Source organism: Mesorhizobium sp. M0800 (genome assembly GCF_040320095.1).
Classification (GTDB): domain Bacteria; phylum Pseudomonadota; class Alphaproteobacteria; order Rhizobiales; family Rhizobiaceae; genus Mesorhizobium.
Genome location: NZ_JAMYOZ010000006.1, coordinates 104113 through 129462 on the forward strand (window position 1 = coordinate 104113; position 25350 = coordinate 129462).

General features: G+C 63.1%; 35 protein-coding genes. 18 read left to right on the forward strand and 17 right to left on the reverse strand.

What is annotated here, in order from left to right:
- Nucleotides 1–11: 11 nt before the first annotated feature.
- Nucleotides 12–410, forward strand: coding sequence for a DUF1801 domain-containing protein (locus NKI18_RS10405; protein WP_352615291.1), 399 nt, complete (start codon nt 12–14; stop codon nt 408–410).
- Here NKI18_RS10405 and NKI18_RS10410 read toward each other — a convergent pair whose 3' ends face one another.
- Nucleotides 411–1319: a dihydrodipicolinate synthase family protein gene (locus NKI18_RS10410; RefSeq protein ID WP_353019634.1), complete on the reverse strand. Its 909-nt coding sequence runs from the start codon at nt 1317–1319 to the stop codon at nt 411–413.
- Nucleotides 1320–1559: 240 nt separating this feature from the next.
- On the opposite strand from NKI18_RS10410, the gene NKI18_RS10415 reads away from it, so the two are divergent.
- From NKI18_RS10415 to NKI18_RS10440, 6 genes are all read left to right on the forward strand, one after another.
- Entirely contained in the window at nt 1560–2657 is a 1098-nt protein-coding gene (locus NKI18_RS10415) for a Gfo/Idh/MocA family protein (RefSeq protein WP_352614893.1), read from the forward strand.
- Between the two features lie 11 nt (nt 2658–2668).
- Complete coding sequence (locus NKI18_RS10420) at nt 2669–3328, forward strand: ThuA domain-containing protein (protein ID WP_352614895.1); 660 nt, start codon at nt 2669–2671, stop codon at nt 3326–3328.
- A 149-nt stretch (nt 3329–3477) separates the two neighbouring features.
- Nucleotides 3478–4677, forward strand: a complete 1200-nt coding sequence (uxuA, locus tag NKI18_RS10425) for a mannonate dehydratase (RefSeq protein WP_352614897.1) — start codon at nt 3478–3480, stop codon at nt 4675–4677.
- Nucleotides 4674–5588 (forward strand): PfkB family carbohydrate kinase, encoded by a 915-nt coding sequence (locus tag NKI18_RS10430; protein ID WP_352614899.1) that lies wholly within the window; start codon nt 4674–4676, stop codon nt 5586–5588. The genes uxuA and NKI18_RS10430 overlap by 4 nt, the downstream gene beginning before the upstream one ends.
- A 99-nt stretch (nt 5589–5687) precedes the next feature.
- Complete coding sequence (locus tag NKI18_RS10435; RefSeq protein ID WP_352614901.1) at nt 5688–6470, forward strand: SDR family NAD(P)-dependent oxidoreductase; 783 nt, start codon at nt 5688–5690, stop codon at nt 6468–6470.
- A gap of 70 nt (nt 6471–6540) precedes the next feature.
- On the forward strand, nt 6541–7302 hold the full coding sequence (locus NKI18_RS10440; RefSeq protein ID WP_352614903.1) for a GntR family transcriptional regulator: 762 nt from the start codon (nt 6541–6543) through the stop codon (nt 7300–7302).
- On the opposite strand, the gene NKI18_RS10445 is transcribed toward NKI18_RS10440, so the two are convergent.
- From NKI18_RS10445 to NKI18_RS10455, 3 genes are read right to left on the reverse strand one after another with little or no spacing between them, the layout of a single operon-like run.
- Entirely contained in the window at nt 7288–7476 is a 189-nt protein-coding gene (locus tag NKI18_RS10445) for a hypothetical protein (protein WP_352457405.1), read from the reverse strand. The two genes, NKI18_RS10440 and NKI18_RS10445, sit on opposite strands and share 15 nt — an antisense overlap.
- 8 nt (nt 7477–7484) lie before the next feature.
- On the reverse strand, nt 7485–7613 hold the full coding sequence (locus NKI18_RS10450; RefSeq protein WP_280952094.1) for a hypothetical protein: 129 nt from the start codon (nt 7611–7613) through the stop codon (nt 7485–7487).
- A 5-nt stretch (nt 7614–7618) separates the two neighbouring features.
- Nucleotides 7619–7834 carry a DUF2934 domain-containing protein gene (locus NKI18_RS10455; RefSeq protein WP_352614905.1) on the reverse strand — a complete coding sequence of 72 codons (216 nt, stop codon included), beginning with the start codon at nt 7832–7834 and terminating at the stop codon, nt 7619–7621.
- A 219-nt stretch (nt 7835–8053) separates the two neighbouring features.
- Here NKI18_RS10455 and NKI18_RS10460 point away from each other — a divergent pair, with 219 nt between their 5' ends.
- From NKI18_RS10460 to NKI18_RS10485, 6 genes are read left to right on the forward strand one after another with little or no spacing between them, the layout of a single operon-like run.
- The gene (locus NKI18_RS10460; protein WP_352614907.1) at nt 8054–8452 is read left to right on the forward strand and encodes a hypothetical protein; all 399 of its coding nucleotides are present in this window, start codon (nt 8054–8056) and stop codon (nt 8450–8452) included.
- Nucleotides 8449–9669, forward strand: coding sequence for an NRAMP family divalent metal transporter (locus NKI18_RS10465; RefSeq protein WP_352614909.1), 1221 nt, complete (start codon nt 8449–8451; stop codon nt 9667–9669). The genes NKI18_RS10460 and NKI18_RS10465 overlap by 4 nt, the downstream gene beginning before the upstream one ends.
- On the forward strand, nt 9669–10031 hold the full coding sequence (locus NKI18_RS10470) for a hypothetical protein (RefSeq protein WP_352468016.1): 363 nt from the start codon (nt 9669–9671) through the stop codon (nt 10029–10031). The genes NKI18_RS10465 and NKI18_RS10470 overlap by 1 nt, the downstream gene beginning before the upstream one ends.
- Nucleotides 10031–10369: a hypothetical protein gene (locus NKI18_RS10475; RefSeq protein ID WP_352468015.1), complete on the forward strand. Its 339-nt coding sequence runs from the start codon at nt 10031–10033 to the stop codon at nt 10367–10369. The genes NKI18_RS10470 and NKI18_RS10475 overlap by 1 nt, the downstream gene beginning before the upstream one ends.
- A 34-nt stretch (nt 10370–10403) precedes the next feature.
- Nucleotides 10404–11690 carry an SDR family oxidoreductase gene (locus tag NKI18_RS10480; RefSeq protein WP_352614911.1) on the forward strand — a complete coding sequence of 429 codons (1287 nt, stop codon included), beginning with the start codon at nt 10404–10406 and terminating at the stop codon, nt 11688–11690.
- Nucleotides 11690–12163 carry a DUF2269 family protein gene (locus NKI18_RS10485; protein ID WP_353019647.1) on the forward strand — a complete coding sequence of 158 codons (474 nt, stop codon included), beginning with the start codon at nt 11690–11692 and terminating at the stop codon, nt 12161–12163. The genes NKI18_RS10480 and NKI18_RS10485 overlap by 1 nt, the downstream gene beginning before the upstream one ends.
- 39 nt (nt 12164–12202) lie before the next feature.
- Here the strand turns inward: NKI18_RS10485 and NKI18_RS10490 are convergent, their stop codons facing one another.
- From NKI18_RS10490 to NKI18_RS10530, 9 genes are read right to left on the reverse strand one after another with little or no spacing between them, the layout of a single operon-like run.
- Entirely contained in the window at nt 12203–12772 is a 570-nt protein-coding gene (locus NKI18_RS10490) for a c-type cytochrome (protein ID WP_352614913.1), read from the reverse strand.
- Nucleotides 12753–13637 (reverse strand): cytochrome c oxidase assembly protein, encoded by an 885-nt coding sequence (locus NKI18_RS10495; RefSeq protein WP_352614915.1) that lies wholly within the window; start codon nt 13635–13637, stop codon nt 12753–12755. Before NKI18_RS10495 ends, NKI18_RS10490 begins: the two co-directional genes overlap by 20 nt.
- Nucleotides 13634–13975 carry a hypothetical protein gene (locus NKI18_RS10500; protein ID WP_352615293.1) on the reverse strand — a complete coding sequence of 114 codons (342 nt, stop codon included), beginning with the start codon at nt 13973–13975 and terminating at the stop codon, nt 13634–13636. The genes NKI18_RS10495 and NKI18_RS10500 overlap by 4 nt, the downstream gene beginning before the upstream one ends.
- 1 nt (nt 13976) lies before the next feature.
- A complete protein-coding gene (locus NKI18_RS10505) occupies nt 13977–14582 on the reverse strand; it encodes a cytochrome c oxidase subunit 3 (RefSeq protein ID WP_352457412.1) in 606 nt (201 codons plus the stop codon).
- The gene (gene ctaD, locus NKI18_RS10510; protein ID WP_352614916.1) at nt 14579–16555 is read right to left on the reverse strand and encodes a cytochrome c oxidase subunit I; all 1977 of its coding nucleotides are present in this window, start codon (nt 16553–16555) and stop codon (nt 14579–14581) included. The genes NKI18_RS10505 and ctaD overlap by 4 nt, the downstream gene beginning before the upstream one ends.
- Nucleotides 16552–17547 (reverse strand): cytochrome c oxidase subunit II, encoded by a 996-nt coding sequence (gene coxB / locus NKI18_RS10515; RefSeq protein ID WP_352615295.1) that lies wholly within the window; start codon nt 17545–17547, stop codon nt 16552–16554. Before coxB ends, ctaD begins: the two co-directional genes overlap by 4 nt.
- Nucleotides 17548–17564: 17 nt before the next feature.
- Nucleotides 17565–18098 (reverse strand): c-type cytochrome, encoded by a 534-nt coding sequence (locus NKI18_RS10520; protein WP_023676152.1) that lies wholly within the window; start codon nt 18096–18098, stop codon nt 17565–17567.
- Nucleotides 18095–18964, reverse strand: a complete 870-nt coding sequence (locus NKI18_RS10525) for a substrate-binding domain-containing protein (RefSeq protein ID WP_352614918.1) — start codon at nt 18962–18964, stop codon at nt 18095–18097. Before NKI18_RS10525 ends, NKI18_RS10520 begins: the two co-directional genes overlap by 4 nt.
- Nucleotides 18945–20738 (reverse strand): methanol/ethanol family PQQ-dependent dehydrogenase, encoded by a 1794-nt coding sequence (locus NKI18_RS10530; RefSeq protein ID WP_352615297.1) that lies wholly within the window; start codon nt 20736–20738, stop codon nt 18945–18947. The genes NKI18_RS10525 and NKI18_RS10530 overlap by 20 nt, the downstream gene beginning before the upstream one ends.
- A gap of 314 nt (nt 20739–21052) precedes the next feature.
- Here NKI18_RS10530 and NKI18_RS10535 point away from each other — a divergent pair, with 314 nt between their 5' ends.
- From NKI18_RS10535 to NKI18_RS10545, 3 genes are all read left to right on the forward strand, one after another.
- Nucleotides 21053–21883, forward strand: a complete 831-nt coding sequence (locus NKI18_RS10535; RefSeq protein WP_502899027.1) for an SIR2 family NAD-dependent protein deacylase — start codon at nt 21053–21055, stop codon at nt 21881–21883.
- A gap of 84 nt (nt 21884–21967) precedes the next feature.
- Nucleotides 21968–22153, forward strand: coding sequence for a hypothetical protein (locus tag NKI18_RS10540; RefSeq protein ID WP_352451523.1), 186 nt, complete (start codon nt 21968–21970; stop codon nt 22151–22153).
- 188 nt (nt 22154–22341) lie between these two features.
- Complete coding sequence (locus NKI18_RS10545; protein ID WP_352614922.1) at nt 22342–22839, forward strand: hypothetical protein; 498 nt, start codon at nt 22342–22344, stop codon at nt 22837–22839.
- A 29-nt stretch (nt 22840–22868) separates the two neighbouring features.
- Here NKI18_RS10545 and NKI18_RS10550 read toward each other — a convergent pair whose 3' ends face one another.
- The 3 genes from NKI18_RS10550 to NKI18_RS10560 form a co-directional block, all read right to left on the reverse strand.
- Entirely contained in the window at nt 22869–23168 is a 300-nt protein-coding gene (locus NKI18_RS10550; RefSeq protein WP_352614923.1) for a DUF982 domain-containing protein, read from the reverse strand.
- A 70-nt stretch (nt 23169–23238) separates the two neighbouring features.
- Nucleotides 23239–23532: a DUF982 domain-containing protein gene (locus NKI18_RS10555; RefSeq protein WP_023676145.1), complete on the reverse strand. Its 294-nt coding sequence runs from the start codon at nt 23530–23532 to the stop codon at nt 23239–23241.
- A 125-nt stretch (nt 23533–23657) separates the two neighbouring features.
- Nucleotides 23658–23861, reverse strand: coding sequence for a hypothetical protein (locus NKI18_RS10560; RefSeq protein ID WP_353019656.1), 204 nt, complete (start codon nt 23859–23861; stop codon nt 23658–23660).
- 312 nt (nt 23862–24173) lie between these two features.
- On the opposite strand from NKI18_RS10560, the gene NKI18_RS10565 reads away from it, so the two are divergent.
- Both NKI18_RS10565 and NKI18_RS10570 read left to right on the forward strand, forming a co-directional pair.
- Nucleotides 24174–24737 carry a sigma-70 family RNA polymerase sigma factor gene (locus NKI18_RS10565; RefSeq protein WP_023676143.1) on the forward strand — a complete coding sequence of 188 codons (564 nt, stop codon included), beginning with the start codon at nt 24174–24176 and terminating at the stop codon, nt 24735–24737.
- Between the two features lie 50 nt (nt 24738–24787).
- Entirely contained in the window at nt 24788–24916 is a 129-nt protein-coding gene (locus NKI18_RS10570; RefSeq protein ID WP_352614925.1) for a hypothetical protein, read from the forward strand.
- A 188-nt stretch (nt 24917–25104) separates the two neighbouring features.
- Here NKI18_RS10570 and NKI18_RS10575 read toward each other — a convergent pair whose 3' ends face one another.
- Nucleotides 25105–25323, reverse strand: coding sequence for a hypothetical protein (locus NKI18_RS10575; protein ID WP_023676213.1), 219 nt, complete (start codon nt 25321–25323; stop codon nt 25105–25107).
- Between the last annotated feature and the right edge of the window lie 27 nt (nt 25324–25350).

A 25350-nucleotide genomic window follows, 5' to 3' on the forward strand; every position in this document is an offset into this window, starting at 1 on the left:
AAGCGACAATGATGATGAAGAGTGGCTCTATGGAAGGAAATGCAGAGAGCTCTCCCTCTCAGCTGATAGATGCGAGGATCAGTGAGCTGGACGATTGGCGAGGCAAGACGCTTTCCCATGTCCGCGCTCTCGTCAAGCAGGCTGACCCGGAAGTGGTCGAGGAGTGGAAGTGGCGAGGCGTTCCGGTGTGGTCGCACGCCGGAATAATCTGCACCGGCGAGACCTACAAGAACGTCGTGAAGGTGACCTTCGCAAAGGGCGCCTCCCTGCCGGATCCTTCAGGCCTGTTCAACTCCAGTCTCGAAGGCAACACCAGGCGCGCCATCGATATCCGTGAGGGCGAAGACATAGATGAGAATGCGTTCAAGGCGCTGATACGCGCTGCTGCCGCCCTGAACACGGCCCGATAGTCAGCTCCGGCCGATATGGTCGGCTAGCGGGCCGAGAGCGGCGAGCAAAGCTTCGCCGGTGGCTTGCGTCGCGTTCTCATGCGGCGCGCGCAGGTTCAGCCAGCGTCTGTCGCCGGACCGTACCGCCAGCACTGCCTTCATTGCGGAGATGAGGCCGGCGTCCTGGATGATTTTGCGGAACGCCTTGATGGCGGCATCCGCGTCAGTAATGTCCTCTCCCGCCAGCGCTGCGTCGTAGAGGGCCCGGATCGCTGCGGCATTCAGATTGACCGTCGCCGAGATGCACCCCGCAGCACCGTTGGCGAGGCCTTTCGTCAGCTGTGCCTCCGAGCTCGGGAACACCGCGACCCTTGGGGCTGCCGCAATGACCGCCGCGGTGTTGTTCCAATCGCCGGCGCTGTCCTTGTAAGCCACTGCGACATCCGGAAACGCTTGGCTCAAGCGGGCGGTCAGCGCCGGGCTCACCGGTACGCCGGAATTCTGCGGGATGTGGTAGAGGATCATCCTCATCGCCGGGTTCGCCACCCGTTCGATCAGCTCGCCATAGTAGCGGGCCTGTCCGTTGTCGCCGGCGGCCGTATAGAAGAACGACGGCAGCACCATCACCCCGGCACAGCCGAGCCCGACGGCATGCGCCGTCAGCTCGACGGTCTCGGCAAGCGCTGTGACACCAGTGCCGGGCATCAGATGGCTTGGCGAAATGCCGGCCTCGACCAGCCACTCCAGCGCTTGCATGCGCTCGCGCAACGAGACGGACAAGGCCTCGCCCGTGGTGCCGAACGGCGACAGGAAATGCGCTCCCTGATCCAGCACCCATTTGGCGTGGGATATCCAGAGATCGCGGGCGATCCGGCCGTCGTTTTCGAACGGCGTCAGGATCGGTGCGATGGTTCCTTGTGGGCGGATCATGTGCGTCCTTCTAAAGCCGGCATCAAAAATGTCGAGCAAGCTACATGAAGCAATGTTGCTGAGTACCGGCCGTTCGACCTCGAAAGCAAGCGGCTCGCGCATAGGCGCGCGATTGTGATCGGGCGGCGGTTCTGAGGCTCTCGAGGTATATCCTTGTCACGGGATAACGTCGTCTGGCCGAAAGGGGGGTGACAAACGAGTTCTGCTGTTTCATCAATGCCGCCTTTTGAGGAGAGGCCCATGCGGAGGATCGGTGTCGGCATTATCGGCTGCGGCAACATTTCGGATGCCTATCTGAAGGCATCGCCACAATTCCCGGTGCTCGACATTGTCGGCGTCGCCGACGTCAACCGGACGGCGGCCGAGGCCAAGGCAGCGGTCTACGGCCTGGCTGCCATGCCGGTCGACGCGCTGTTGGCCGATCCGCGCGTCGAGATCGTGCTCAACCTGACTACGCCGCAGCATCATGTGCCGGTCGGCCTGCAGGCTGTCGGGCAAGGCAAGCACGTCTATTCCGAGAAGCCGCTGGCAACGACGCTCAGCGACGCCGAGCGGCTGGTCGCGGCCGCGCGCGAAAAGGGCGTGCGCGTCGGCTGCGCACCCGACACCTTTCTTGGCGGCTCCCACCAGACGGCGCGGCGGCTGGTCGATGAGGATACGGCTGGGACCATTGTCGCCGGCTCTGCCTTCATGCAGGTGCCCGGCCACGAGCTCTGGCATCCCAATCCGGATTTCTACTATCAGCCCGGCGGTGGGCCGATGCTCGACATGGGACCGTACTATCTGACCTGCCTGGTCAATCTCCTGGGTCCGGTAAAATCCGTGACCGGGCAGGCGAAGTCTTCCTACGCCACCCGCACCATCGGTTCTGGACCGCGCCAGGGCGAAACCATCCGGGTCGAGGTGCCGACCCATATTTCCGGCCTGCTCGCATTCGAGAATGGCGCCGCGGTCTCGATCACCACCAGCTTCGACGTCTGGAAGCATGAACACAATCACATCGAACTTTACGGAACCAAGGGCTCGATGATCGTCTCCGATCCCAACCAGTTCCAGGGCGACATCAGGACCAGCCAGCGCAAGGGCGACTGGACGGTGGCCGATCAGATCCATTCGTATGGCGACGGCAATTACCGGGGCCTCGGCCTTGCCGACATGGCGCAGGCGGTCGTCTCGGGCAGACAACACCGCGCCAGTCTCGATCTTTCCCTCCATGTCCTGGAAATCATGGAATCGATCATCTCTTCAGCAGAGATAGGGCAGGGTATCGATCTCAGATATCGCTGCGCCCGGCCGGCGCCGATGCGCGCCGACCTGCCTTTCGGAATTCTGGAATAGGGAATAATGCGATGAGCAAGACGGCACTGATTTTCTGGGGCGGCTGGGAAGGTCACACCCCGGCCCGAAGCGCCGAAATCGTCAAGGAGATGCTGGCCGGCAACGGCTTCGACGTGCAGCTGGAGCAGGGGACTTCGGCACTTGCCGATCCGCAGCTGGGCAAGCTCGATCTCATTGTCCCGGTGATCACCATGTCGACAATCGAAAAGCCGGAGCTGCAAAACCTGACCAGCGCCGTCGGGGCCGGCACCGGCCTTGCGGGCTTTCACGGCACTATGTGCGACAGCTTCCGCAACGAGCCGGAATACCAGTTCATGACCGGCGGCCAGTGGGTCGCCCATCCCGGCAACATCATCGACTATCACGTCGACATCACCAGGCCAGGCGATCCGGTCATGCAGGGCATCGACGGCTTCGCCTACCGTTCAGAGCAGTATTACATGCATGTCGATCCGACCAACGAGGTGCTGGCGACGACTACTTTCACCGGCGAGCATCTCGATTTCATCGCCGGCGTCGTCATGCCGGTTGTCTGGAAGCGCCGCTACGGCAGGGGCCGCGTCTTCTACAGCGCGCTCGGGCACACCGCCGACGAGTTCGCCGTGCCGCAAATGCGCACGATGTTCGAACGCGGCGCGATTTGGGCCAGCCGAAACTCGGACCTTGAATAGCCGTTCAATCTGAACGCCACGTATCGTTGTAATCTCTCATAGGGCGGCCGCCCGAACGCGGACACAGGCACTGGACTGCGGCAATTGACTGCCATGGTAGCATCCAATACACCGGGGTCTCGTCGGGAAATTCCGTAGCTGGAGGTCGAATGGAGCAGACGTGGCGATGGTTTGGGCCGAGCGACGCAGCAACGCTCGCCCATGCCAGGCAGGCCGGCGCGACCGGCATCGTGACGGCACTGCACGACATCCCTTACGGCGAAGTCTGGCCGATCGACGCCATCAGGCAGCGCCAGGCGCTTATCGAGGCGGATCCGGCGATGGGCCTCAAATGGAGCGTCGTCGAGAGTGTGCCCGTGCACGAGGACATCAAGCTCGGCCGCGGCGATCTCGACCGGCTCTACGACAATTTCAGGCAGACCTTACGCAATCTCGGCGCCTGCGGTGTGCGCACGGTCTGCTACAACTTCATGCTGATCCTCGACTGGACCCGGACCGACCTGGCTGCGCCGCTGCCGGGCGGCGGACGGGCGCTCCGCATGAACATGCACGAGCTTGCCGCGTTCGATTGCTACATGCTGCAGCGCAAGGGATCGGAGCGCGACTATGCGTCCGATGTTCTCCAGCGGGCGAGCGAATGGTTCGAGACGACGCCGGGTGCGTCAAAAGAGCGTCTGCTTGCCAACATCATGGCCGGCCTGCCAGGCGCCTTCAAGCGCTACGACGTAGCGGAATTGCGCGAAGTGGTGGCCGAGCAGTCGAGCCTGTCGCACGACCGGCTGCGCGAGAACCTCGTCCGTTTTCTCGAAAACGTGCTGCCGGCGGCCGAAGAGGCGGGCGTCACGTTGGCGATCCACCCGGACGATCCGCCGCGCGATCTCGTCGGCCTGTGCCGGATCGTCAAGAACGCCGACGACATCGCCCTTATCCTGGACGCCGTGCCATCGGCCCATAGCGGCCTCACCTTGTGCACGGGGTCGCTGGGCGCCAACCCGGCCAATGACGTGCCCGCCATCGCCAGGCGCTTTGCGCACAAGATCAACTTCGTGCATCTGCGCAACGTCAGCAAGGACCCGGACGGCTCGTTCATGGAATCCGAGCATCTGAGCGGCGATGTCGACATGGTCTCGGTGGTCTCGATCTTGCTCGACGAGCAGCAACGCCGCCGCGACGCCGGCGAACCGGCGGCGCTGCTGCCGTTTCGCCCGGATCATGGCCACGAGCTGATCGATGACGCCGCGCGGCACACCCATCCCGGCTACCCCGTGATCGGCCGTCTTCGCGGCCTTGCCGAATTGAGAGGCGTGATGACGGCGATTGCCCATCAGCGCGGCTACCGGCTGCAATGACGGCGCCCCGCCTGCTCTGCGTCGGCGCGCTCACCTACGACACGATCTTGCGCCTCGATGTCCTGCCCTCCGGCGCCGGCAAGTTCCTGCCAAGCGAGGCCGTGCAGATCGCGGCCGGCATGGCAGCAAGCGCGGCCGCGTCGGCCAGCCGCCAGGGCGGGCAGGTCTGGCTATGGGCAAGCGTCGGCGACGATGCTGTTGGCCGCGATGTCATCGGCCAGATGGAGGCGGAGCGGGTCGACTGTTCGCTGGTGCGCAGGGTTGAAGGTGGCCGCTCGGCCATTGCCACGATCCTGGTCGATGCCGCCGGCGAGCGTATGATTGTGCCCTTCTACGATGCAGTCACGCAAGCCGATCCTGACCGTCTTCCGCCCGCGGATTTTTCCCGCTTCGACGCCGTGCTGGTTGATGTCCGCTGGCCCGGAGCCGCGGCCCTGGCGCTGGCGAAGGCTCGCGAGTGCGGTATCCCGGCGATCCTTGACGCCGATGTCGCCTCGCGACCGGTGCTCGACCGGCTGCTGCCGCTCGCCTCGCATGTCGTTGCTTCGCTGCCGGCGGCACGCATCCTTTGCGGTCCGGAGATATCCGCCGGTTCTGCCGTCGCCATTCTCGGCGAACGGACCGGCGCCTTCGTGGCGGTCACCGATGGCGCGAACGGCACCGTGTTCCGCTACTCGGGCAGAAATGACGTCCGTCATCTGCCGTCGCCGCCGGTCGAAGCCGTCGACACCCTGGCGGCAGGCGACGTGTTTCACGGCACCTTCGCTCTCGGCTTGGCCGAAGGTTGGGACGAAGAGCGGGCGATAGCAGTGGCCAGCGCCGCCGCCGCCCTGAAATGCCTGCGCTTTGGCGGACGTCTTGGAGCACCGACGCGCGCGGAAACGCTGGCTTTCATGCAAGGATCGACATGACGCCGAACACGGTTGGGCCGGTTCGGCAAAGAAGGGCACGTCAAGTGGCGCCGATCGACTACCATGGTAGCCACTGCGCAACTGTTCGAGGGAGGATAAATGGCTGAGTTCAAAAAACGCGCACTGGTAACCGGGGCAGCCATGGGCATCGGTCGTGCTGTCGCCGAAAGACTGGCTGAGCAAGGCGTCGACCTGATCCTGTTCGACCGGGCGGGCGATCAGCTGGATGAGGTCGCGGCGCAGCTTTCGGCGCGCGGCGTGACCGTGCACACCGTGCTTGGCTCGACCGCCGACACTGAAGCCTGTGGCCGCGCCGTCGAGCTTGCCCAGTCCGCGTTCGGCGGGCTCGACATGCTCTCCCACAATGCCGGCATCCAGCGTTACGGAACGGTTGAGACCACGGACGAGGCGCTTTGGGACGAGGTGATGAACGTCAACCTCAAGGCTGCCTACCTGCTCTCCCGCGCGGCGATGCCGCTGCTGCGGCAAAGCCGCGGCGCCATCGTCCATATGAGCTCGGTGCAGGGTCTGGCCAGCCAGGAAGGGGTTCTGGCCTACAGCACGGCCAAGCACGGCCTGATCGGCCTGGTCAAATCGATGGCCGTCGACTATGCGCCGCTCGGCGTGCGCGTCAATGCCGTCGCTCCGGGTGCGGTCGACACGCCGATGCTGCGGGATGCGGTCAAGCTCAACGATAGGCCCGACGAGATCCTGCGCATCCTCGACAATATGCATCCGCTCGGCCGTACCGCCCAGCCGCAAGAGATTGCCGCAGTCGTCGCCTTCCTGCTGTCCGACGATGCCTCCTTCGTCACCGGCGAGGTCGTACGCGTCGATGGCGGCCTGCTGGCGCGCATCGGTGGTTCTCCGCGCAAGGAATAACGTCGGCGCTGCTGCTTGCGCAGGCATTTCATGAACGGCTTGAAGCTGCAGAGCCTATAAGGGGTCGCCGATGGCAGGGCTTTTGGGAATGCGGACCATCACCGAGGGGCGGCTCGGCGAAACCGCCCCCGGCGCTTCAGTTGCGGCTAGGACGTTCGAGGTTTTGCTCGACCAGATCCTGACCTTCCGCCTGAAGCCGCACGAGCTGATTTCTGAAAAGGCGATGTCGGAAGCCCTCGGCGTGAGCCGCACGCCGGTCAGGGAGGCGCTCGCCCGGCTGGCCGGTCTTGGCTTGATCGACATTTATCCGCAGCGCGGCAGCATGGTGGCGCCGCTCCGGATTGCCGATCTCGAGAAATCGCAGTTCCTGCGCGAAGCGCTCGAAATCGGCCTGATCAAGCGCGCGGTCGAGAGCCCGCGCCGTGCCGACCTGCTTGCCATGCTCAAAGGCGAACTGGCCGTCCAGGAGACGTTCGCCTGCATCGCGGACGACAGGCGCTTTTTCAAGTCGGACGAGCTGTTCCACCAGCACATCGCCAGCCATGCCGGGTTTCCCGGAATCTGGGCCGACATCAGCGCGGCGAAGCTGCATATGGACCGCTTCCGCTTCCTGTCTTTTCCGCGCCTCGACAGCATGTCGGTGGTCCTCGGCCAGCATCGGCGGATTGTCGATGCGCTTGAGCAGGCCGACGCGCTTGCCGCGGAAGAGGCGATGCGAACGCATCTTCGCCGCATCTTCGAGGTGCTCGAAATCGTCCAGCAGCGCTATCCCTATTATTTCGAGGCAAACGGCAGTGTGAGCCCGCTTTCGGCCGGCTCAATCCAAGCCTGAGCCTTTCTTGCGCGCTTCCGAAGGCGTCTTGGTCTTGCTGCCGGATTTGTCGGAAGCTGGCTCGGCTTTGCGATCTTGACCCTCGCCGCCTTGCTCCTTGCGGAGCTGCTTTTCCACTATCGATCGCGATCCTTCCGCCGGGTCTTGTTCAGGATGAGTATCGGTTCCCGTCATGTCGGCTCCTATCCATTTTGATCAATTGCGTGCGGCGTGGGCTGACCTCCGCCGCCGGTTCTGTCGCGCCCGATCATCAGCCAGGCGGCGAACAGCACGACCAGTACGACCACGATCCAGGCGACGAAACGAGGCATCGGCCTCATGTCCCTCGCCGCCGCTTGCTGCCGCGTGCCTCCGGATCGGAGCTGGCCTCGACCGTTGGATCGGGCACGACTGGGCCGCGTTCGGCCTCGGAACCCTCAGCTTCGATCTCCTGCACGGCCTGATCCCAATGCTCGCGCTCGCGTCCTTGCGGACGGCCTTCGCGCTCCCAGATCTCATGGGCTCGCTGCCTGATACGCTCTTCCCTGTCCATGGCCTTTGCCTCCTCATCCCCTAATCCGGCGATCGCTGGTTTGTTCCGCGGTGCCAGCGCCGTTCATCGCGGTTCAGTTGACCTGATCACCCAGCGCTCTAGATCAAACTTCGCGCCGAAGTCGCTTGGTGCGGGGAGAACAATCGTGTGGCAGCAACGCTACAAGCACGTATTGTAAATGCCGTTACAGCCGTCGGTCCTCGACCAGACCGCCTGTGCTTGCTGCTGATAATATTTGTACTGACGGCATGCTCGCCTTCCGGCCAGGTCGAGCAGCAGTCAGAAACCGCGGCTTCCGCCACACAGACCGCATCGCTGGTCCTGGAGAGTTGGATCGCTGGGGAAGCCCCGTCGAGATACACGTCGCGCACTTTGCAATCGGTCGGCCAGGCGCTCGCCGATGCCGGTGCGCAAATCCAGTCCGCCAAGTCGCCTGAGCCCAGCGGGCAAGCCGGTCTGACGATGGTGGTTGGACGGCTTTCGGCAACGGTAATGCGCGCGACGACGGCCGTGCAGAACGGCAACCGCTCGGAAGTGGAACAGGCGCAGCAGGATCTGCGGGCCGCCGCCGCCGACCTGAGCACGTCCTACGCGAAACATTTCGCGCCGAAATCATGAAGAAGCTGCTCGAAATATCGCTCGGCGTCGTCACCAGCGTTGGCGGCTTTCTTGAGGTCGGATCAGTGGCGACCGCCGCTCAGGCCGGCGCGGCGTTCAGGTTTCAGCTGATATGGGCCGTCGTCCTGGGCACGATCTGCATCATCTTCCTGGTCGAAATGGCCGGACGCTTCGCCGCAGTTAGCCATCACACCATCGCCGACGGGATCCGGGAACGGTTTGGCTTCAACGCCTTTCTGTGGCCGTTGCTTGCGACCTTGCTGGTCAACTTCCTGGTCATGGCAGCCGAAATCGGCGGTGTTGCCATTGCGCTCGAGCTCGCCACCGGCATCGGCTTTCAGTGGTGGGCGCTGCCGGTCGCTTTTCTGGCGTGGCTGTTCCTTTGGAAAGGCACGTTCGGATTCATCGAAAAAGGCGTCGCGATCCTCGGGCTGGTCACGCTGTGCTTCGTGGTTGGCGCAGTCATGCTGAAGCCCGATTGGGGGCAGGTCGCGGCCGGGGCCGTGCCCACACTGCCGGATCACGACGCGGCCAACTACTGGTTCATGGCGGTCAGCATTCTTGGTGCGTCGATCTCGCCCTATCTGTTCATGTTCTATTCGTCGGGAGCGATCGAGGACGAGTGGGACAAGAGCTATCTCGGAGCCAATCGGGCCATTGCCGGCCTGGGCATGAGTTTTGGCGGCACAATCGCTATCGGTGTGCTGATTGTGGCGGCGCTCGTGCTGGTCGCGCACGGCATAGAGCAGGTCGATGACTACCACCAACTGCCACTGATGCTGATTCCGATCTTCGGTTTCTGGGGATTTGTCCTGTTCGTTGCTTCACTAGGCATTGCCTGCTTCGGTGCCGCGCTCGAAATCGGCCTGCAGCAAGCCTACCTTGTGGCGCAGGGTTTCGGCTGGACTTGGGGCGAGAACCTGAAACCGCGCGACGACCCGGGCTTCAGCGCCGTGTATACGGTCTCGCTGTTTCTCGCCGCCATTCCGATCGCACTGGGCCTCGATCCGCTGAAGCTCACCATCTTTTCCATGGCGCTGACGGCCGCCAGCCTGCCGCTGACCGTGGTGCCGTTCCTCTTCCTGCTGAATGACGAGCGTTATGTCGGCGAGCACCGCAATGGCATGATAGCGAATGCCGCGGTCATCTTCATCATCGCGCTCGGTTTCGTGCTCGCGATCGTGACCATTCCTTTGCAGATATTCGGAGGCACGTGATGGAGTTGCTGCGCGACATCCTGGACAAGCAAGTGGTCGACCGCGAGCAGGTCAAGATCGGCAAGGTCGACGGGCTGGTGGCCGAGCTCAGGCCAGGCGAGCCGCCTAAAATCGTTGCGGTCGAGCTCGGCTCGATCACGCTGGGGCGTCGGCTTGGCGAGCGACCCGGGCGCTGGATGGCGCGGGTTGCGGCAAGGCTCGGCGGCAAGCGCCATGCCGAGCCGCACCGCATCGCCTGGAACAAGGTGCGCGACATCGGCGTCGACATCGAGTTCGATATCGACGTCCGCGAAACGGCGATTTTCGACTGGCAGGACTGGCTGCGCGATCATGTCATTGGTCGTATTCCGGGAGCTGGATGATGGCCACCGTCAATCTTGAGCAATTGGCTGGCAGGAATGTGCTTTCGCAGCGCGGCAAAAGCATCGGCCGTATCGAGGAGATACGCGCCGAACCGGATGGCGACGACCTGGTAGTTGCCGAGTACCATGTCGGCATCTACGCGGCCTTCGAGCGTCTGTCCGCTTCGGCCATCGGCATTGCGGTCCTCGACGCCTTTCGATTGCGCGGTCGCGACAGCGTGTACCGCATTCCCTGGGACAAGCTCGACATCTCCGACCCGGCGCGGCCGCGGTTGTTATGCACGACGGAAGAACTTTCCGGTATGAAGGGGAGTATCGAGGGCGATAAACCGGAATGAACGATACTTTCCCGCCGTCGGAGAATGGGGTCCAGTGAAAGTCCTGGTTATCGGCGCCGCCGGCCTGATCGGTGCCTCCGTCGTGGCACGCCTTCTTTCCGAAAGGCATGAGGTGATCGGATTGGTCCGCAGCCCCGGCGCAAATCGGGCCGGCAATTATCAATTGCTGGTGCTGGACATGGCGGCGGCGCTGCAGCCCGAAGACTGGCTACCGCATCTCAGGGGTGTCGACGCCGTCGTGAATTGTGCCGGCGTCCTGCAGGACAGCCCTCGCGAAAAGACGCGCGAAGTCCATCGCGATGCGGCGGCAGCACTCTTCCTCGCCTGTGCGCGGGCAGGGGTTGCCCGGGTAATCCACTTCTCGGCGATAGGCGTCGATCGGGCGCAGCCTTCGGCATTCTCGGCGACGAAACTGGCCGGCGACCAAGCGCTTATGGCGCTTGATCTGAATTGGATGATCCTGCGCCCGTCCGTGGTGCTCGGCCGGCCGGTGTTTGGGGCCAGCGCATTGTTTAGGGGTCTCGCCTCGCTGCCGGTGCTGCCGTCCATGCCCGGCACCGGCCGGCTCCAGGTGGTACTACTCGACGATGTGGTCTCAACAGTCGTCTTCCTTCTCGATCCCGACAGTCCGTCTCGCGTCGTGTTGGAACTTGTCGGTCCCGAACAGCTGAGCATGGACGAGGTCGTCGGCAGCTATCGCCGATGGCTCGGCTGGGCTCCTGCAGCCAGGTTTGTCTTGCCGGCGGCTGTTGCAAGGCTTCTCTACCGCCTCGGCGACCTTGCCGCGATGTTCGGCTGGCGTCCACCGATGCGCACCAACGCGGCCAGAGAGATCGCCCGAGGAGCGGTTGGAGATCCCTCGGACTGGACCGCCGCGACCGGCATACGCCCGCAAACCCTGGCGGGCTTCCTCGCGCTCAATCCGGCAACGGTGCAGGAAAAATGGTTTGCCCGGCTGTATTTCATCAAGCCTGCGATCTTCGTCGTCCTGCCCTTCTTCTGGATCGTGACGGGTATTGTGTCGCTGACCACCGGCTATAACGGTGGCATCGAGCTGATGCAAAGCACGGGGGCTGGCATCTTGTCGGCGCCGACCGTGATAGCCGGTGCCCTTGCCGACATCGCCGTCGGCGCGCTCCTAGCCTGGCGGCCAGCGACGCGAAAAGGCCTCTATGGCGGCATCGCGCTCTCGCTCTTCTACCTGGTCGTCGGAAGCTTCCTGAGCCCCGATCTGTGGAACGACCCGCTTGGGCCGTTCCTCAAGGTGTTGCCGATCCTGGTGCTGCACTTTGTGGCCTTGGCAGTGCTGGAGGAGCGTTGATGCTCTATTTCCAGCTGAAATTTCTGCATGTCATCGGCGCATCCGTGCTGCTTGGTACCGGCGCCGGTATCGCTTTCTTCATGCTGCTCGCCCACAGGACCGGCAATGCCGCGACGGTTGCGGCGGTGGCGCGTATCGTCGTCGTCGCCGACTTCCTTTTCACCGCGACGGCCGTGGTCGCGCAGCCTTTGACCGGAGCCGCGCTCGCCTGGCAGGCAGGCTACTCGCTGTCGGAGGGCTGGATCGTACTTTCGATCGCGCTCTATATCTTCACCGGAATGTTCTGGCTCCCGGTCGTCTGGATGCAAATGCAGATGCGCAAGCTGGCATCGCAAGCCGCCGCTGCAGGCGCGCCGTTGCCACCGCGCTATCATCGGCTCTTCTGGCTGTGGTTCGCCTTCGGCTTCCCCGCCTTCGCTGCGGTACTCGGGATTTTCTGGCTGATGATCACTCGGCCTGCGATCGACTGGTGAAGACAGGCCGCGTGCAGCTGCCGGGATGAGCGATGACTTTCATTTCAGCGAATAGAGATAGGCCGCGATATCCCGCGCATCCTGCTCGGAAATTCTGGTCGAAGGCATTGCCGTGTGCGGATTGATCTCTCTTGCGGCGCGTATCCAACGGACCATGTTTCGCGGGTTGTTGGACAATACGCCGCCGATATAGACCCGGGTGGCCAAGCTGGCGTCGAGGCGTGGACCGACCAGTCCCTGCGCGCCGGGCACGCCGGCGATCGTGTGGCATCCGGCACAGCCATTGGCCATGATAATTGGTATGGCGCGGGCGCCAACACCGCCGGTTGCATTGTCGGCCTTCTGCTCCACTCGACGGCTTTGCTCGAAGTACAACGCGATCCCGGCCAGGGCTGCAACAAGCACGACAATTGCCGCGGCGCCGAGGATGGGTCCGGACGGAGTGAAGCGCGATGTTGCGCGCACGCCGATGCTGCCAGGGGCATTGTCCGTCTTATGCGCGACCCTGACGAGGCGCTCCGGCCACAACGTCAGCGCCGCCCAAGCTGCGGCCAGCACGGCAATCGCCGTCCCGGCACCAATGACCAGCTTAGACAGCCTGGAGCGCATGCGACGCCTCCCATCTTCTCTGTCCACTTGAGCGAATCCACAGACCGGCCAGCAGCAACGCGGCTCCGCCATAAATCAGGCCAGCCGGAACCCACATCACCAAGCCGGCGAGCTGCTGGTCCTCGAGCGGGCTAAGGCTCCACAATTCCGCGCCGGCTGCGTTTACCGGGTACCACAGCCTTGGCGAGACCAGCAGCAGCACCCCGAGCAGGCCGGTGTGCAGCGAGGTGAAAAAGAGGTGCATGACTGCGCTGCCGTAGGCTTGTTCGCGGCCTGAACGCGGCAGCAGCACCCACCAGAACAGCAGCCCCGTACCAAAGAAGCTGGCATGTTGCGCATAATGCAGGACACCCTGTGCAAGCGCCGCCTCGAACAGCGCCGGAACGTGCCACGCCCATATCGCGACGCCGTGCAGGAAGGTCGCGGCTAGAGGGCGGCTGACGGCGGCCCAAACGGTTCGAAGCACCTTCGCCTGCCCGGCTGCGCCAAATGCCAGCCGCAGCTTGATCGGCAATGCCCACATCATCGCCGCCGCCGGACGGGCGGCGACCAGCAGGGGTGCCGCCACCGCCATCAACAGCTCGTGCTCGATCATGTGGGCGGTGAAAACGCGCTCACCGAATGCGTGGAGCGGACTGACCAGTGCTGCCGCCAAAATGGCCCAGCCGGTCGCAAACAGCAGGGCTTGCCGCAACCGCAACGGGCGGCTGCGGGCACTCCGCCGCCACAGCCGAAAGGCGCCTGCCGCGTAAAGCAGTGCGACCATGGTTAGCGGCAGCGTGATCGGCAACGCCAGCGTCCAGCCGGCCTGCGGGGCGCCGGCACCGTAGCAGATCGAGGTCGAGAAGAGCGCCTCGAAGCTCATCGTAGGCAGCCGTCAACAATGAGCGAAGCCGCGCCTTGCATGACGATTACCAGCGCAAACAGCACCGCGCTGAGAATGCCGATATTGGCGACGAAATGCTCGGTGCCGCGCGTACGATCCGGTTTAAAGGCGGCGCCACCTTGCTGTCGCGCCCGCCACGAAAGTATGCCGCCGAGCAAGGCCAGCACTGTCAGCACCAGCGCAATGACCGGTATGACGGGAATACCGTGGGCGCACTGCCACTCCACGAACACATAATTCAGCTGCGTCGACACCGCCCAGGCCAAAGGCCCGGACAACAGCCCGCCCCATGATGTGCCCAAGCGAAGCGCACGCATCTCAGTCAAGCCTCGGCATCCAGTAGATCAACAGATAGATCGGGATCCAGGTCGCGACCACGAAATCCCAGTAGAAGACGTTGTCGCCAACGTCCCCGAAACGCCGGCCGCTATAGCCATGGCGCGTGAACATCAGGACCGTCAGCACCAGCGTGTCGCCGACGTCGGTAATCAGGTGCGTTGTGTGAAGGCCGAGCAGGACCCACAGCATCGAGCCGTACGCATTGGTATCCCAATAAATGTTGAGGGCCGGAAATTCGAACCACCGCACGACAAGCGGTGCGATACCGAGCAGCGACATGACGATCAAGCCGATGCGCACGGGCACCATGGCACAGGCTTCGGCGTAGCGGTTCAGTATGTGATTGGGCACCACGCTGGCGAGCAGCAACAGCGTGACGATGGTGCCCGGCCAATGGTTGGGCGGCGGCACGCCCAATGGCCATTTGGGCGACAGATAGGCGAGGTAAAGATAGGTGCCTGCGGCGAGCGCGAAGCCGGTGCCCTCCAGCGCCATGAAGGCGAGAGTGCCCCACCAGGTCGGGCTGCGCGGTCCGATCCCGAAGGTCGGGAGTTTGGAAAGATCGGCGGCAGGACGCTGTTTCATTCCTCATCCTCCGGATCGCCTTTCGGCCAGAACCAAGCGATCAAAGTGATGGCGATCGGCCCGGCTCCCCAGACCACCGCCCACGGGCTGAAGATCGAATAGAGAAAGGTGGCGCCGACGGCGAGCGCGGCGAACAATGGCCAGATCGACGGCGTCGCCGACTTCTCGCGCACATCTGGATGCGCCTCTGCCACGGTCGAAATGACAAGTTCGCGCGCGTCGACGCGAAGCCCGGTCGCGACAGGCAGCGTGTCACGTTCGGCCCAGAGCGGCTCGGCGTGGGTAACCACAGGGATCCGAGCGAAATTATAGCTCGGCGGTGGAGAGCTCGTCGCCCATTCCAGCGTGCCGGCATTCCAGGGATTGTCCCCGGCCGGGGCGCCCCTCGAGGCGCTGTACACCAGGTTTATAGTGAACAGAACGAAGCTTAGGAACAGGATGACCGCGCCGGCTGTGATGAACAGGTTGATGTTGCCCCAGCCGAGTTCCACCGGATAGGTGTAGACCCGCCGCGGCATGCCCCACAGGCCGACAATGTGCATCGGAAAGAACGCCGCATTGAAGCCTAGGAAGGCAAGCCAGAAGTGCCAGCGTCCGAGACGTTCGCTCATCATCCGGCCGGTGATCTTGGGGAACCAGAAATAGGTCGCGCCGAGCAGCGGGAACACCGACCCGCCGATCAGCACGTAATGGAAATGCGCGACCACGAAATAGGTGTCGTGCACTTGCAGGTCCAATGGCACCGACGCCAGCATCACCCCAGTCAGGCCGCCCGCGACGAACGTGAAGAAGAAGCCGAACACGAACAGCAGCGGCGTTCTGATTATCGGGCGTCCGTCCCACAATGTCGCCAGCCAGCAGAAGATCTGCAGCCCGTTCGGGATCGCGATCAGCATGCTCGAGGCGGTGAAGAAGCTCGCGCCGAGCTTGGGCAGACCGGTTGCGAACATGTGGTGAACCCACAGGCCGAACGACAGAAAGCCGACCGCGATCAAGGCCAGTACCATGCCCAGATAGCCGAATACCGGACGCCGGGCGAAAGCGGCGATGATCGAGGACACCATGCCGGTAGCCGGCAGGAATATGATGTAGACTTCGGGGTGGCCGAAGAACCAGAACAGGTGCTGGAACAGCAATACGTCGCCGCCCTCGGCGGGATTGAAGATATGGGTGCCGACCAGCCGGTCGAGGATCAGGAACGTCGACGTGATCATGACCGCCGGCATGGCGAACACGATGACGAAGGAGGTGACCAGCATCGCCCAGACATAGAGCGGAATCTTGTCCAGCGACATGCCCGGCGCACGCTGCTTCAGCACGGTGACGATGGTGGCAACCGCGACCGCCAACGATGACACTTCGGTATAGGTGATCATCTGCGCCCACACGTCGGAACGCTTGCCTGGCCCGAATTCAGGACCGGACAGCGGCACGTAGGAGAACCAGCCCACGTCGGGCGCCATGTCGAGTGCAAACGACACCCAGGCGAAGAGGCCACCGGAGAGATAAATCCAGAAGCTGAATGCATTGAGGCGCGGAAAGGCGATGTTGCGGGTGCCGACCATCAGCGGCACGAGGTAGATGCCGGTCGCCTGGACGATCGGCACCGCAAACAGGAACATCATCGTCACGCCATGCATGGTGAACAGCTGGTTGTAGCGGTCGGGCCCGATCAGCCCGCGCTCCGGCCCCGACAGTTGGATGCGCATGGCAACGGCGCTGAGGCCACCGAGGCACAGGAAGGCGAAAGCGGTGATCAGGTAGCGCCGCGCGACAATCTTGTGGTCGACGCTCGAGAGCGCACCGATGATGCCCGGCGCCGTCTGCCATGTCCGCGCCAGCCAGCGGTCAAGGCTGGAGTCGTCGAGGCCGGTATCGCGAGGACCGTCGCGCTCGGGGGCCAGGTCTCCTTTGCCGGCCGCTGCTCGCTCGCCGGCGAGCCGACGCTCACGGGCCACGTCGGCGCTGCTCATTTCAGGCCCTCGAGATAGGCGACGATCGCATTCAGTTCGTCCCCGTCCAGTCGCACCACGGGCATGTGGGCGCCTGGCTTGATCCCCTGCGGATTGGCTATCCAGGCTGCGAGATTGCCGCGGCTCATTGTCAGCGTGCCGGCAGCGAGCGTTTGCCGGCTTGCGATATGGGTGAGGTTTGGGGCGACGGTGCCGCCGGCGATGGTGCCGCCGATCTTGTGGCACATCACGCATGGCCGTTTGAGGAACAGGTCGTGGCCGGTTTTGGCCTCGGCCGACACGGGGGCGGCCGCCGGCCGCAGCTGATCGTTCAGCCAGGCATCGAAGACGGGCCGAGGTTCGGCGATGATGAAGGTGCTCATATTGGCATGCTGCGCGCCGCAGAACTCGGCGCACTGCCCGCGATAGACGCCGGGCTTGTCCGCCTTCAGATCGAGAACGTTCTCGTGGCCTGGAATGACGTCCAGCTTGCCCGAGAGGTTCGGCACCCAGAAGGAATGGATAACGTCGGTCGAGGTCACCACAAGCCGCACCGGCTCGCCCGCCGGGATGTGGATTTCATTGGCGGTCGTCAGGATGCGGTTCGGCTGATCGTTTTCGTAGCGCACCTCCCACCACCATTGATGCCCGGTCACCCGGATCGTCAGCGCCGCATCCGAGCCGATGGCGGCGAGCGTCCGGTTAGCGAAGTAGCTCAGCAGCGTCAGGCCGACCAGGATCAGGGCGGTAGCGGCGAGTGCGGCGACGACAATTCGCATCTTGCTGCGCTCGGCGGCAGCGTCGAGGACAAGCGGGTCGCCGAGCGGCGCCGCGCGCCGGGCCAATGGCACGATCAGCACGGCCATCACCAGAAGCCAGACCACCGTGCAGAGTGCTGTGAAGAACCAGATCAGCCATGCGAGCTCGTTCGCGGCCGGGCCCTTTGGGTCGAGCGCGGATTGCCAGCCGCTGCATCCTGCGAGGAGCAGGATGCAGGCCGTGCACCAGCACATCGTCCAGACACCGCGGCTCACGGCGACTTCCCCAGCGTCGCGGCGTCCGGCAGGCGATTCTCGGATGGATGGGGCATCATGTCGTCGTCGCGGCCCGGCGCGGCGGAGGACGGTGCGTTGCCGCTCAGTGCCCGGACGAAGGCAGCAAGCTCCCAGATCTGGTCATCCGGGATCGTGTCGCGGAAGCTCGGCATGCCGTTGGGCCGGCCGTCCCTGATCGTGGCGTGGATGCTTTCGATCGAGCTGCCATAGAGCCACTTCTGGTCCATGAGGGCCGGGCCCATGCCGCCGCCGCCATTGGCATGGCAGCCGGAACAGTTGAACCAGTTGAACAGACGCTTGCCCTCGCTGAGGTGGAAGGCGTTGGCCTCGAACACGCCGGCCTTGTTGTCGGACGAGGTCGGCCGTTGGCCGCCCGGCTCGAGGGCCGTCACGGCTGCCGGTTGATCGCCCGAGCCGAGCGCCGACTGTGGACGCGTTTCGCGTTCCTCACGCTGGCAAGCGGCAAGGACGAGCATCGCCGACAGCAAGCATGGAAGGCAGCGGTTCATCGCACTGCCGCCCCGGCGACGTCGAGGCGAGGCACGCCATATTCCGCCAGGATTGCATCGATCTCGGCGCGGTGTTTGGCGAGCGCTGCGTCTACTTCGCTGCGCAGCGCATCGTCGTCGTGGCGCACACCCATCGAGATGTCGTAGATCATCGGCAGCAGCGGACCGTCGATGCGCGGCGCAACCGGCGTAATCCGCAACGGCATTTTTTGCCTGGCACCGAAGTAGCCGGCCAACGGTCCCCAGACGACGGCCATATCGATGTCGCCATTCGCGACCGCCTCAATGATGCGTGCTGGCGGGTTCGGCGCCGAATAGTCGCCATAGACGGGGAAACCGATGAGATGGCCGACGATACCACGACGGCCAAGCGCCTGGACGGGGGGCGAGTTGGCGCCATCGTCGCCGATCAGCTGGACGCCGATGTGCAGATCGCGCAGGCGAGGATCGTTGAAGGACGTGATTTCCGGCGCATCCTTGCGTGTCACGAACACATAGGAAGACCGGTAGTAGGGCGCGGTCGTGCGCAGCATCTCGAGATTGGCGGGCGTGCCGGGCACAAGATCGCACCGGCCGGCCTTCAGCGTGTTGCGGACGAAGCCACGGCGCTGTGCCCACCATGTGTAGGAAACCGTTGCGCCAAGCTCCGTCGCGATGAGTTCGGCGATCTTGTTTTCAAAGCCCTGCCTGGCGGCATTGGAGAACGGCATGTTGTTGGGATCGGCGCAGATCCTCAATTCGCGCGCATCGGCAACGGCGGCGACGAGCGAGAGCGCCAGTGCGCCGACCGCGGCGCCAAACCGCCGGGAAGATTTTCGCCGTGCGCGCGCAACTCGGCCGATCTTCTCAAGGGAGCCGGAACACATACAGCGTACCTCCCGGCGTGGTTACATCCTTCAGATCCTTCATGACGTTGACGAAGCCGAGCGCGGCGGTGGCGTCGCGCGGATCGAGATCGCCGGATACGATCGCGCCGGCCCAGCCGCCGACGCCCGAAAGAATCGCGACATATTGGTGCCCGTCCGGGCCGCGATAGGTGATCGGCTGGCCGATGATGCCGGACGACGTCTTGAACTGCCACAGCAGTTCGCCGGTCCTGGCGCTGACCGCCTTGAACCAGCCTTCCATAGTGCCATAGAACACGACGTTGCCGGCGGTGGCGACGGCGCCGCTCCACACCGGAAAGTTCTCCTTCAGGCTCCACGCCGGCTTGGCGGCGGCGACATCCCAGGCGGTGAAAGCACCGCGATTGCCGCCCGGCCCCGGGATCATGCGCACGTTCATGCCGACATAGGGCGTGCCGGCGATGTAATTCACCTCGACGCCCTCTTCGTCCATGCAGAGATTGTTGTGCGGGATGTAGAGCAGACCGGTCTTGGGCGAGAATGCCGAAGGCTGCCAGTCCTTGAGGCCCGATGCGGTCGGGCAGATGTCGCGCACGACCTTGCCGGTGCCGGTCTTCTTGTCCGGATTTACAATCAGCCGGCCGGTCTTGAGGTCGACGCCCGTGCTGGAATTGACTGGCCCGAAGGGGACTGCCGACAGGACCTCGCCGGTGGTGCGATCCAACAGATAGACGTAGCCGTTGCGTTCCGGTCGGACCAGCACCTTGCGGGGCTTGCCCTGCCAGGTCATGTCGAGCAGCACCTGTTCGTTGATGCCGTCGTAGTCGTGCAGATCGTGCGGGGTCCATTGATAGAACCATTTGGCTGCGCCGGTGTCGGGATCGCGGGCAAAGATTCCGGCGGTCCATTTGTTGTCGCCGGGCCGCAGATCCGGATTCCACGGACCGGGATTTCCGGTGCCATGGAAGATCAGGTTTAGGTCCGGGTCATAGGAGATCCAGCCCCACACATTGCCGCCGCCGATCTTCCAGGCGTCGGGCGGCCACGACGTCACGCCGAGATCCTTGCCCTTGTCCATGTCGTAATGCGGCTTGAAATCGGGGCCGATCAGCACCTCGGCGTCCGGGCCGGTATTGTAGGCCGTCCAGACGACGTGCCCGTCGCTGGCGTCGAGCGCCTTGATCCAGCCGCGTACGCCCATTTCGCCGCCGGAATTGCCGACCAGCACTTTGCCCTTCACCACCAGCGGCGCCATGGTGATGGTCTCGCCGATGTTGATGTTGCCGATGTGGGTGTTCCAGAGCGGTTTGCCGGTGGCCGCATCGACGGCGATCGTGTGGCCATCGAGCGTGTTGAAATAGATGCGCCCTTCGAAGAAGGCTGCACCGCGGTTGACCACGTCGCAACAGGCAACGCCCTGCGCCGCAGGCTCGGGATTGGGCTCGAACTTCCACTTCATCGGCGCGCCGGGCTTGGTAAGGTCAAGCGCATAGAGGATGTTGGGAAACGGCGTCACGATGTACATCGTGTTGCCGACCACCAGGGGCGCAGCCTCCTGGCCCTTGTTGACGCCGGTCGAGAAGGTGAAGGCCACTTGCAGGTTTTTGACGTTGTCTTCGGTGATCTCCGCAAGTTCGCTGTAGCGGGTCGAGGCGTAGTTCTTTGCCGGCATCGCCCACTGGCCGTCGTCGGGCGGAGCAGCTGCGGCAGGCGGATTTATCGCAGGACTTGACGTTGACTGAGCAACCGCCGCGGCAGTCAACGCGAAGCCTGCCAGCAGCGTCCATCCCAGCATCGCAGCCAATGGCCTCTTTCCCCTTTTTTTCGCCGCCACCAGTCGCGCTTGCCTCATTGGCTGTCGAGTTTGCCGACGTTGGCGCAGAGCTCCATTAGCTGCAGCTGCGCCGTGTTTGTTGAACACTCTCCAACGCGTGAGCGGCGCAGAAGTGCCAAATGCAACGAAATAAATGTCGGATTCGGTTGGCCAAAGTCGGCGGCCGGGCGCTCGGGACAGCCGATCCGAATGTTAGCACTCAAGTCGGAAGTAAATCTATTCCCGGTGGTCCGGGCTCGGCTGGAACGGAGCGGCACCTATCGCAGTTGTGTCGAATGCTGTCTGCAGTCGAGCAACTGGCTCAATCGGTGAAAGAGCGACGAGCTATCTTGTTCGTTGGAGCCGGGGTGTCGATGAGCGTCGGCTTGCCGTCCTGGCAAAAGCTCATCGAACACATGCAAAAAGAGCTCGGTCTGGACGAGGATACGATCGGTGCGCCGGAGGCCAGCTATCAGGCGCTTGCCGAATACTACCGGCTGAAGCAGGGGAGCCTCGGCCCTTTGCGCAGCTGGATGGATCGTGAATGGAGCGTCTCGCGGGAGAAAGTGCAGGGCTCGGCGATCCACAAACTCATCGTGTCGCTCGATTTTCCGATCATCTACACGACAAACTACGACCGAAATCTCGAAGTTGCCTTCGAGATCCATAGCCGGCCCTTTGTGAAAGTGGCCAATGCGAAGGATTTGCCCAAGGCCACTGGCGAGGTGACGCAGATCATCAAATTCCACGGCGATTTCGACGACGACAAATCTCTGGTCCTGGCGGAGACCGACTATTTCGACCGGCTGTCGTTCGATTCGCCGCTCGACGTGAAATTTCGGGCCGACGCGCTCGGGCGCACCATCCTGTTCATCGGCTACAGCATGTCCGACATGAACATCCGTCTGCTGCTGCACCGGCTTTGGCAGACCTGGCGCCGCTCCGGCTATGACAAGAATCGCCCGAAATCCTTCATCTTCATGTCGCAGCCGAGCATCGTCCAGGAGGCTGTCCTCGGCCGCTGGGGCATCGATATGCTGACCGAAGCGGCCGACGATCCTGAGGACGCGCTGCTCGCATTCCTGAACGAACTCAAGGACAAGGTCGGCCGGCCCGACGGCGCCTGAAAAGCCTGCGCAGCGACGAAGCAGTGGGGAACCGGTTGGCCCGATGTGAGTTGGGGAGGCTAAGTCTCACGGGATCAAGCCTGTATGAGCGGACGCAAACACAAGCGCAGAGTGCATGCCAAAGACGGCCTGTCGGCCGAGCAGGCCTATGAGGTCAATTTCTTTGCCCGCAGGTGCGGCCTGACCAGGGACGAAGCACTCAAGATGATGCGAAATGCCGGCAGGTCCAACGATGGCACCAAGGCATCTGGCGAATCCGGGCCGAAGTAGCCGCATGGGTTCTACATAGCGGGCGGCCGGGACGGTCATCCGGCACAGCTGCTTCGTCGTCGGTCTCGGTATCCGCATGGCAGTCGGTGGTGGCGCGCACCGCTGAGGATCGAGCGATGCAGCGGCCGCCGATGGAACATCCGCCGACAATTTTCGTTGACATGCTCCACAAGGCGAAGAGGTCGAGCATGTCGAAGTTCCAAGCCGCTACCCCGGAGCGTTTGCAGCAGCTCAGGCTCGAGGCGACAGCGCACTTTGCGCCACTCATACTGCGCGAGGCGCTGGTGCGTCTCTGCCGAGCGTGTGGAAGCGAGAGCCTCGAACGGTTCGAAAAGACCATGGTTGATCAAATCGAGGCATCGCGTGACGAAAAGGCCGATTTCGACACAATGAAGGAATTTGCCATCGAACAGCTCTATGGCTGGATTCGAGAAGTCAGGTCTTCACCGGACATGACACAGCCGCTGGAGAATGTAGACACCCGAAGGACCCCTGGCCGCTCGGAAGAGCCGCAGACGCTGGAAGACCAGCTGCAGGCGGGTCTGGAGGATTCTTTCCCCGCAAGCGACCCGCCGGCTGTTGTTTCCACCGCGATCCCCGGCGGATCGAAGAAGCTGGTCGGAACCGACGAGGTCCTCAGGCAGCAACGGGAGAAAAAGGCCGAGGAAGCCAGCCATTCGCGATAAACGGCTCTGCGGGGAAGCAGCCTGCCGGTTCACCCGCCGTCCGGCATGAAGGCTGTCCGGGCATGTGTGTCATGCGGCTCGCCTTCGACAAGAATCTTCGCTTCCAAAGCCGCGTCGATAAATGCTTCGCGGGCTTCCGCTGCCGTAATCTGGCCGATCTGGGCGCCATCCAATGCGTCTGCCGCCATCAGCGACAACGGGGCATTGCGGGCAGGCCATTTCTCGCTTTTGAGGCAGTAAGAAGCCTCGAAAATGGAGCTGACCATTCGCGATCGTCCCGGCTTGCCGAAGTAGATGCAAACCGGAGCATCGAACTTTATCTCCAGCATGGCGGTCCTCCCGATTTAACCACCCTTGATATAAATTAGCCTCAGCAGGTCACATGGCCTGCTGGGCATTTTAGCCGACGTCGCGAACCGCAGTGGGATTGGTGCCTGCTGGTATTTCGGCGGCGACATCGTGCGCCAGAATGCCCGCCTTGCGGGCGAATGCTTCGAACGCCGCGCGCACGGTCTCGGCATCGACCTCGTCAGCCAGCCCGGCGCGACAGGCGTCGAACGCCGCCTTGTGCGCCGGGCCGCGACTCGGCCATTCGTTCAAGACGTCATAGGCCTGCCAGATATTTTCGACATGGCGAGGGAAACCTAGGCCGACGAGAATTGGAACGGGGCGGCCAAACGATTTCTTTGTCATCTGTGTCTCCGCGAAAGAGCCTGTCGCATCAACGCTGGGCGGACGCGAGGCCCATGCTCTTTAACGCGGGATTGCTGCACGGGTTGCAGCGGGTTTGTTCGATCGTGCGCCGGCCGATGCTGGCGTCATTTGTTGGTCCGCATCTTTTGCCGGGGATTGATACCGCCTTGAGGCGTGGTGTCGTTCTCGACATCGCCTTCGAACGTGTTGTCGCCCTGATCGAGCCGGTCGCCCTCCTTGATCGTGCCCTTGGAACTGCCGATGCCGGGATCGTTGGCAAGGTCGCTATCGGCCGGCGTTTTGCCTTTGGCGTGGTTGTTTCCTGTCATGGGTTCCTCCTGTTTTGAGGTGGCGGACTGTCCTTGAGGTGGCGGCCCAGGCTCGCTGCGAAAATCGCGTTTCGACACGCCAATGGCGGCGCCCCGGATTTTCGGACGGCCTGGATTCCAACTCCGCGATACCGGTGGTTGTTCCGTCAAAAATATCACCGCCGGCTGGGTTGCCCAGCCAAGCCGCTCCGGTTCCCGATCCGGGTGATTTTCGCCAGCCGGAACGATCTTTCGCCCAATGCATTTAACTGGTCTGCGCTCACGAACTCATTCTGGACGGGAGCTGGACCATTGCCACCTACAGCCTACGCCTTGGCGACTCGCGAAACCGAAGAAGTTTCCATCGTCGACCTCATACCCGCTTTGAGGGCTTTCGCCCGCACCTTCTGCCGCACTCCCGATGATGCCGACGACCTGGTCCAAGAGACGCTGACCAAGGGCTTGGCCAACATTGACAAGTTCGAAGCTGGAACGCGCATGAAGTCATGGCTCTTCACGATCATGCGCAACACCTACTACACGCGTGTCAGGGCCGCGGTGAGGGAAGCGCCCGGCCTGCTCGACTGCGCTTCGCTGCGGCCGATCTCGGAAGCGACGCAGGAATGGTCCGTACAGGGCAAGGAGGTCCACCAGGCCATCCAGAGTCTTCCTGAGCACCAGCGCGAGGTTCTGATGTTGATAGGCGTTCTGGGCATCAGCTATGAGGAAACGGCCGAAATATGCGGTTGCGCGGTGGGAACCGTGAAGAGCCGGCTCAACAGGGCACGCGCCGGCGTGCTGGAATACCTTGGCGAAAGTTCCTCGCAGACCCTGATGGAAAGGCGCAGCTATCTGTCCGAAGGGCAACTGGACTTCGAAGCCGAGAGGCGCCGCTAATACACGTCACGTTAGTTGCTGGTCTCGCGCAGGCGCCTTTCGACAAGCGCATGCTGCAATTCGATCGCAAGTTTGGTCAGCCGGTCAGGAACCCTTTCCTGTTCGATGGCCGCAAGCAAGGAAGCGATTTCCCGGTCTATCGTCAGATCGGCACGCGTGCTGACGGAATCTTCCCTTGAGCGAGACATCGCGTTCTCTTGGCAAATGTTGGTCCCTTCACCTCACTCTGGTGACAACAGGGCGAGTTTGCAAGAATTTGCAGGCTATCCATGCGACCGGCTTCGGTCCTTGCACAGCTTCGTCAGCGGTTGGGTTCTCGCGGTGTTTCAATTGCTCGCCGGCCGCAAGCCACATGCTGCCGCAACGATCAGTCTTCAGGCCGCCGATCCGCTGAATGATCCTGGTACTGCTCGGACTTGACCCGATTGCCGTCGAGCCCACGCTCCTTGGTGTGCTGCTTCTTGTCTCTGTTGGACAGAACGGCGTTCTCGCCGATCTTGTCCTTGGGAAGATCGGTCATCGCGCCAGCGCCAGCGCCTTTGCCGTGACTGCCGCGACCGATGTGCTTCTTGCTGCCGGACGCCATCTTGTTCTCCTTCATACTGTCGAATAG

Coding starts and splice junctions, on each gene's coding strand:
- NKI18_RS10405 (WP_352615291.1), top strand. CDS start 12: ATGATGAAGAGTGGCTCTATGGAAGGAAATGCAGAGAGCTCTCCCTCT.
- NKI18_RS10410 (WP_353019634.1), bottom strand. CDS start 1,319: ATGATCCGCCCACAAGGAACCATCGCACCGATCCTGACGCCGTTCGAA.
- NKI18_RS10415 (WP_352614893.1), top strand. CDS start 1,560: ATGCGGAGGATCGGTGTCGGCATTATCGGCTGCGGCAACATTTCGGAT.
- NKI18_RS10420 (WP_352614895.1), top strand. CDS start 2,669: ATGAGCAAGACGGCACTGATTTTCTGGGGCGGCTGGGAAGGTCACACC.
- uxuA (WP_352614897.1), top strand. CDS start 3,478: ATGGAGCAGACGTGGCGATGGTTTGGGCCGAGCGACGCAGCAACGCTC.
- NKI18_RS10430 (WP_352614899.1), top strand. CDS start 4,674: ATGACGGCGCCCCGCCTGCTCTGCGTCGGCGCGCTCACCTACGACACG.
- NKI18_RS10435 (WP_352614901.1), top strand. CDS start 5,688: ATGGCTGAGTTCAAAAAACGCGCACTGGTAACCGGGGCAGCCATGGGC.
- NKI18_RS10440 (WP_352614903.1), top strand. CDS start 6,541: ATGGCAGGGCTTTTGGGAATGCGGACCATCACCGAGGGGCGGCTCGGC.
- NKI18_RS10445 (WP_352457405.1), bottom strand. CDS start 7,476: ATGACGGGAACCGATACTCATCCTGAACAAGACCCGGCGGAAGGATCG.
- NKI18_RS10450 (WP_280952094.1), bottom strand. CDS start 7,613: ATGCCTCGTTTCGTCGCCTGGATCGTGGTCGTACTGGTCGTGCTGTTC.
- NKI18_RS10455 (WP_352614905.1), bottom strand. CDS start 7,834: ATGGACAGGGAAGAGCGTATCAGGCAGCGAGCCCATGAGATCTGGGAG.
- NKI18_RS10465 (WP_352614909.1), top strand. CDS start 8,449: ATGAAGAAGCTGCTCGAAATATCGCTCGGCGTCGTCACCAGCGTTGGC.
- NKI18_RS10470 (WP_352468016.1), top strand. CDS start 9,669: ATGGAGTTGCTGCGCGACATCCTGGACAAGCAAGTGGTCGACCGCGAG.
- NKI18_RS10475 (WP_352468015.1), top strand. CDS start 10,031: ATGGCCACCGTCAATCTTGAGCAATTGGCTGGCAGGAATGTGCTTTCG.
- NKI18_RS10485 (WP_353019647.1), top strand. CDS start 11,690: ATGCTCTATTTCCAGCTGAAATTTCTGCATGTCATCGGCGCATCCGTG.
- NKI18_RS10490 (WP_352614913.1), bottom strand. CDS start 12,772: ATGCGCTCCAGGCTGTCTAAGCTGGTCATTGGTGCCGGGACGGCGATT.
- NKI18_RS10495 (WP_352614915.1), bottom strand. CDS start 13,637: ATGAGCTTCGAGGCGCTCTTCTCGACCTCGATCTGCTACGGTGCCGGC.
- NKI18_RS10500 (WP_352615293.1), bottom strand. CDS start 13,975: ATGCGTGCGCTTCGCTTGGGCACATCATGGGGCGGGCTGTTGTCCGGG.
- NKI18_RS10505 (WP_352457412.1), bottom strand. CDS start 14,582: ATGAAACAGCGTCCTGCCGCCGATCTTTCCAAACTCCCGACCTTCGGG.
- ctaD (WP_352614916.1), bottom strand. CDS start 16,555: ATGAGCAGCGCCGACGTGGCCCGTGAGCGTCGGCTCGCCGGCGAGCGA.
- coxB (WP_352615295.1), bottom strand. CDS start 17,547: ATGTGCTGGTGCACGGCCTGCATCCTGCTCCTCGCAGGATGCAGCGGC.
- NKI18_RS10520 (WP_023676152.1), bottom strand. CDS start 18,098: ATGAACCGCTGCCTTCCATGCTTGCTGTCGGCGATGCTCGTCCTTGCC.
- NKI18_RS10525 (WP_352614918.1), bottom strand. CDS start 18,964: ATGTGTTCCGGCTCCCTTGAGAAGATCGGCCGAGTTGCGCGCGCACGG.
- NKI18_RS10530 (WP_352615297.1), bottom strand. CDS start 20,738: ATGCTGGGATGGACGCTGCTGGCAGGCTTCGCGTTGACTGCCGCGGCG.
- NKI18_RS10535 (WP_502899027.1), top strand. CDS start 21,053: ATGCTGTCTGCAGTCGAGCAACTGGCTCAATCGGTGAAAGAGCGACGA.
- NKI18_RS10540 (WP_352451523.1), top strand. CDS start 21,968: ATGAGCGGACGCAAACACAAGCGCAGAGTGCATGCCAAAGACGGCCTG.
- NKI18_RS10545 (WP_352614922.1), top strand. CDS start 22,342: ATGTCGAAGTTCCAAGCCGCTACCCCGGAGCGTTTGCAGCAGCTCAGG.
- NKI18_RS10550 (WP_352614923.1), bottom strand. CDS start 23,168: ATGCTGGAGATAAAGTTCGATGCTCCGGTTTGCATCTACTTCGGCAAG.
- NKI18_RS10555 (WP_023676145.1), bottom strand. CDS start 23,532: ATGACAAAGAAATCGTTTGGCCGCCCCGTTCCAATTCTCGTCGGCCTA.
- NKI18_RS10560 (WP_353019656.1), bottom strand. CDS start 23,861: ATGACAGGAAACAACCACGCCAAAGGCAAAACGCCGGCCGATAGCGAC.
- NKI18_RS10570 (WP_352614925.1), top strand. CDS start 24,788: ATGCTGCAATTCGATCGCAAGTTTGGTCAGCCGGTCAGGAACCCTTTC.
- NKI18_RS10575 (WP_023676213.1), bottom strand. CDS start 25,323: ATGGCGTCCGGCAGCAAGAAGCACATCGGTCGCGGCAGTCACGGCAAA.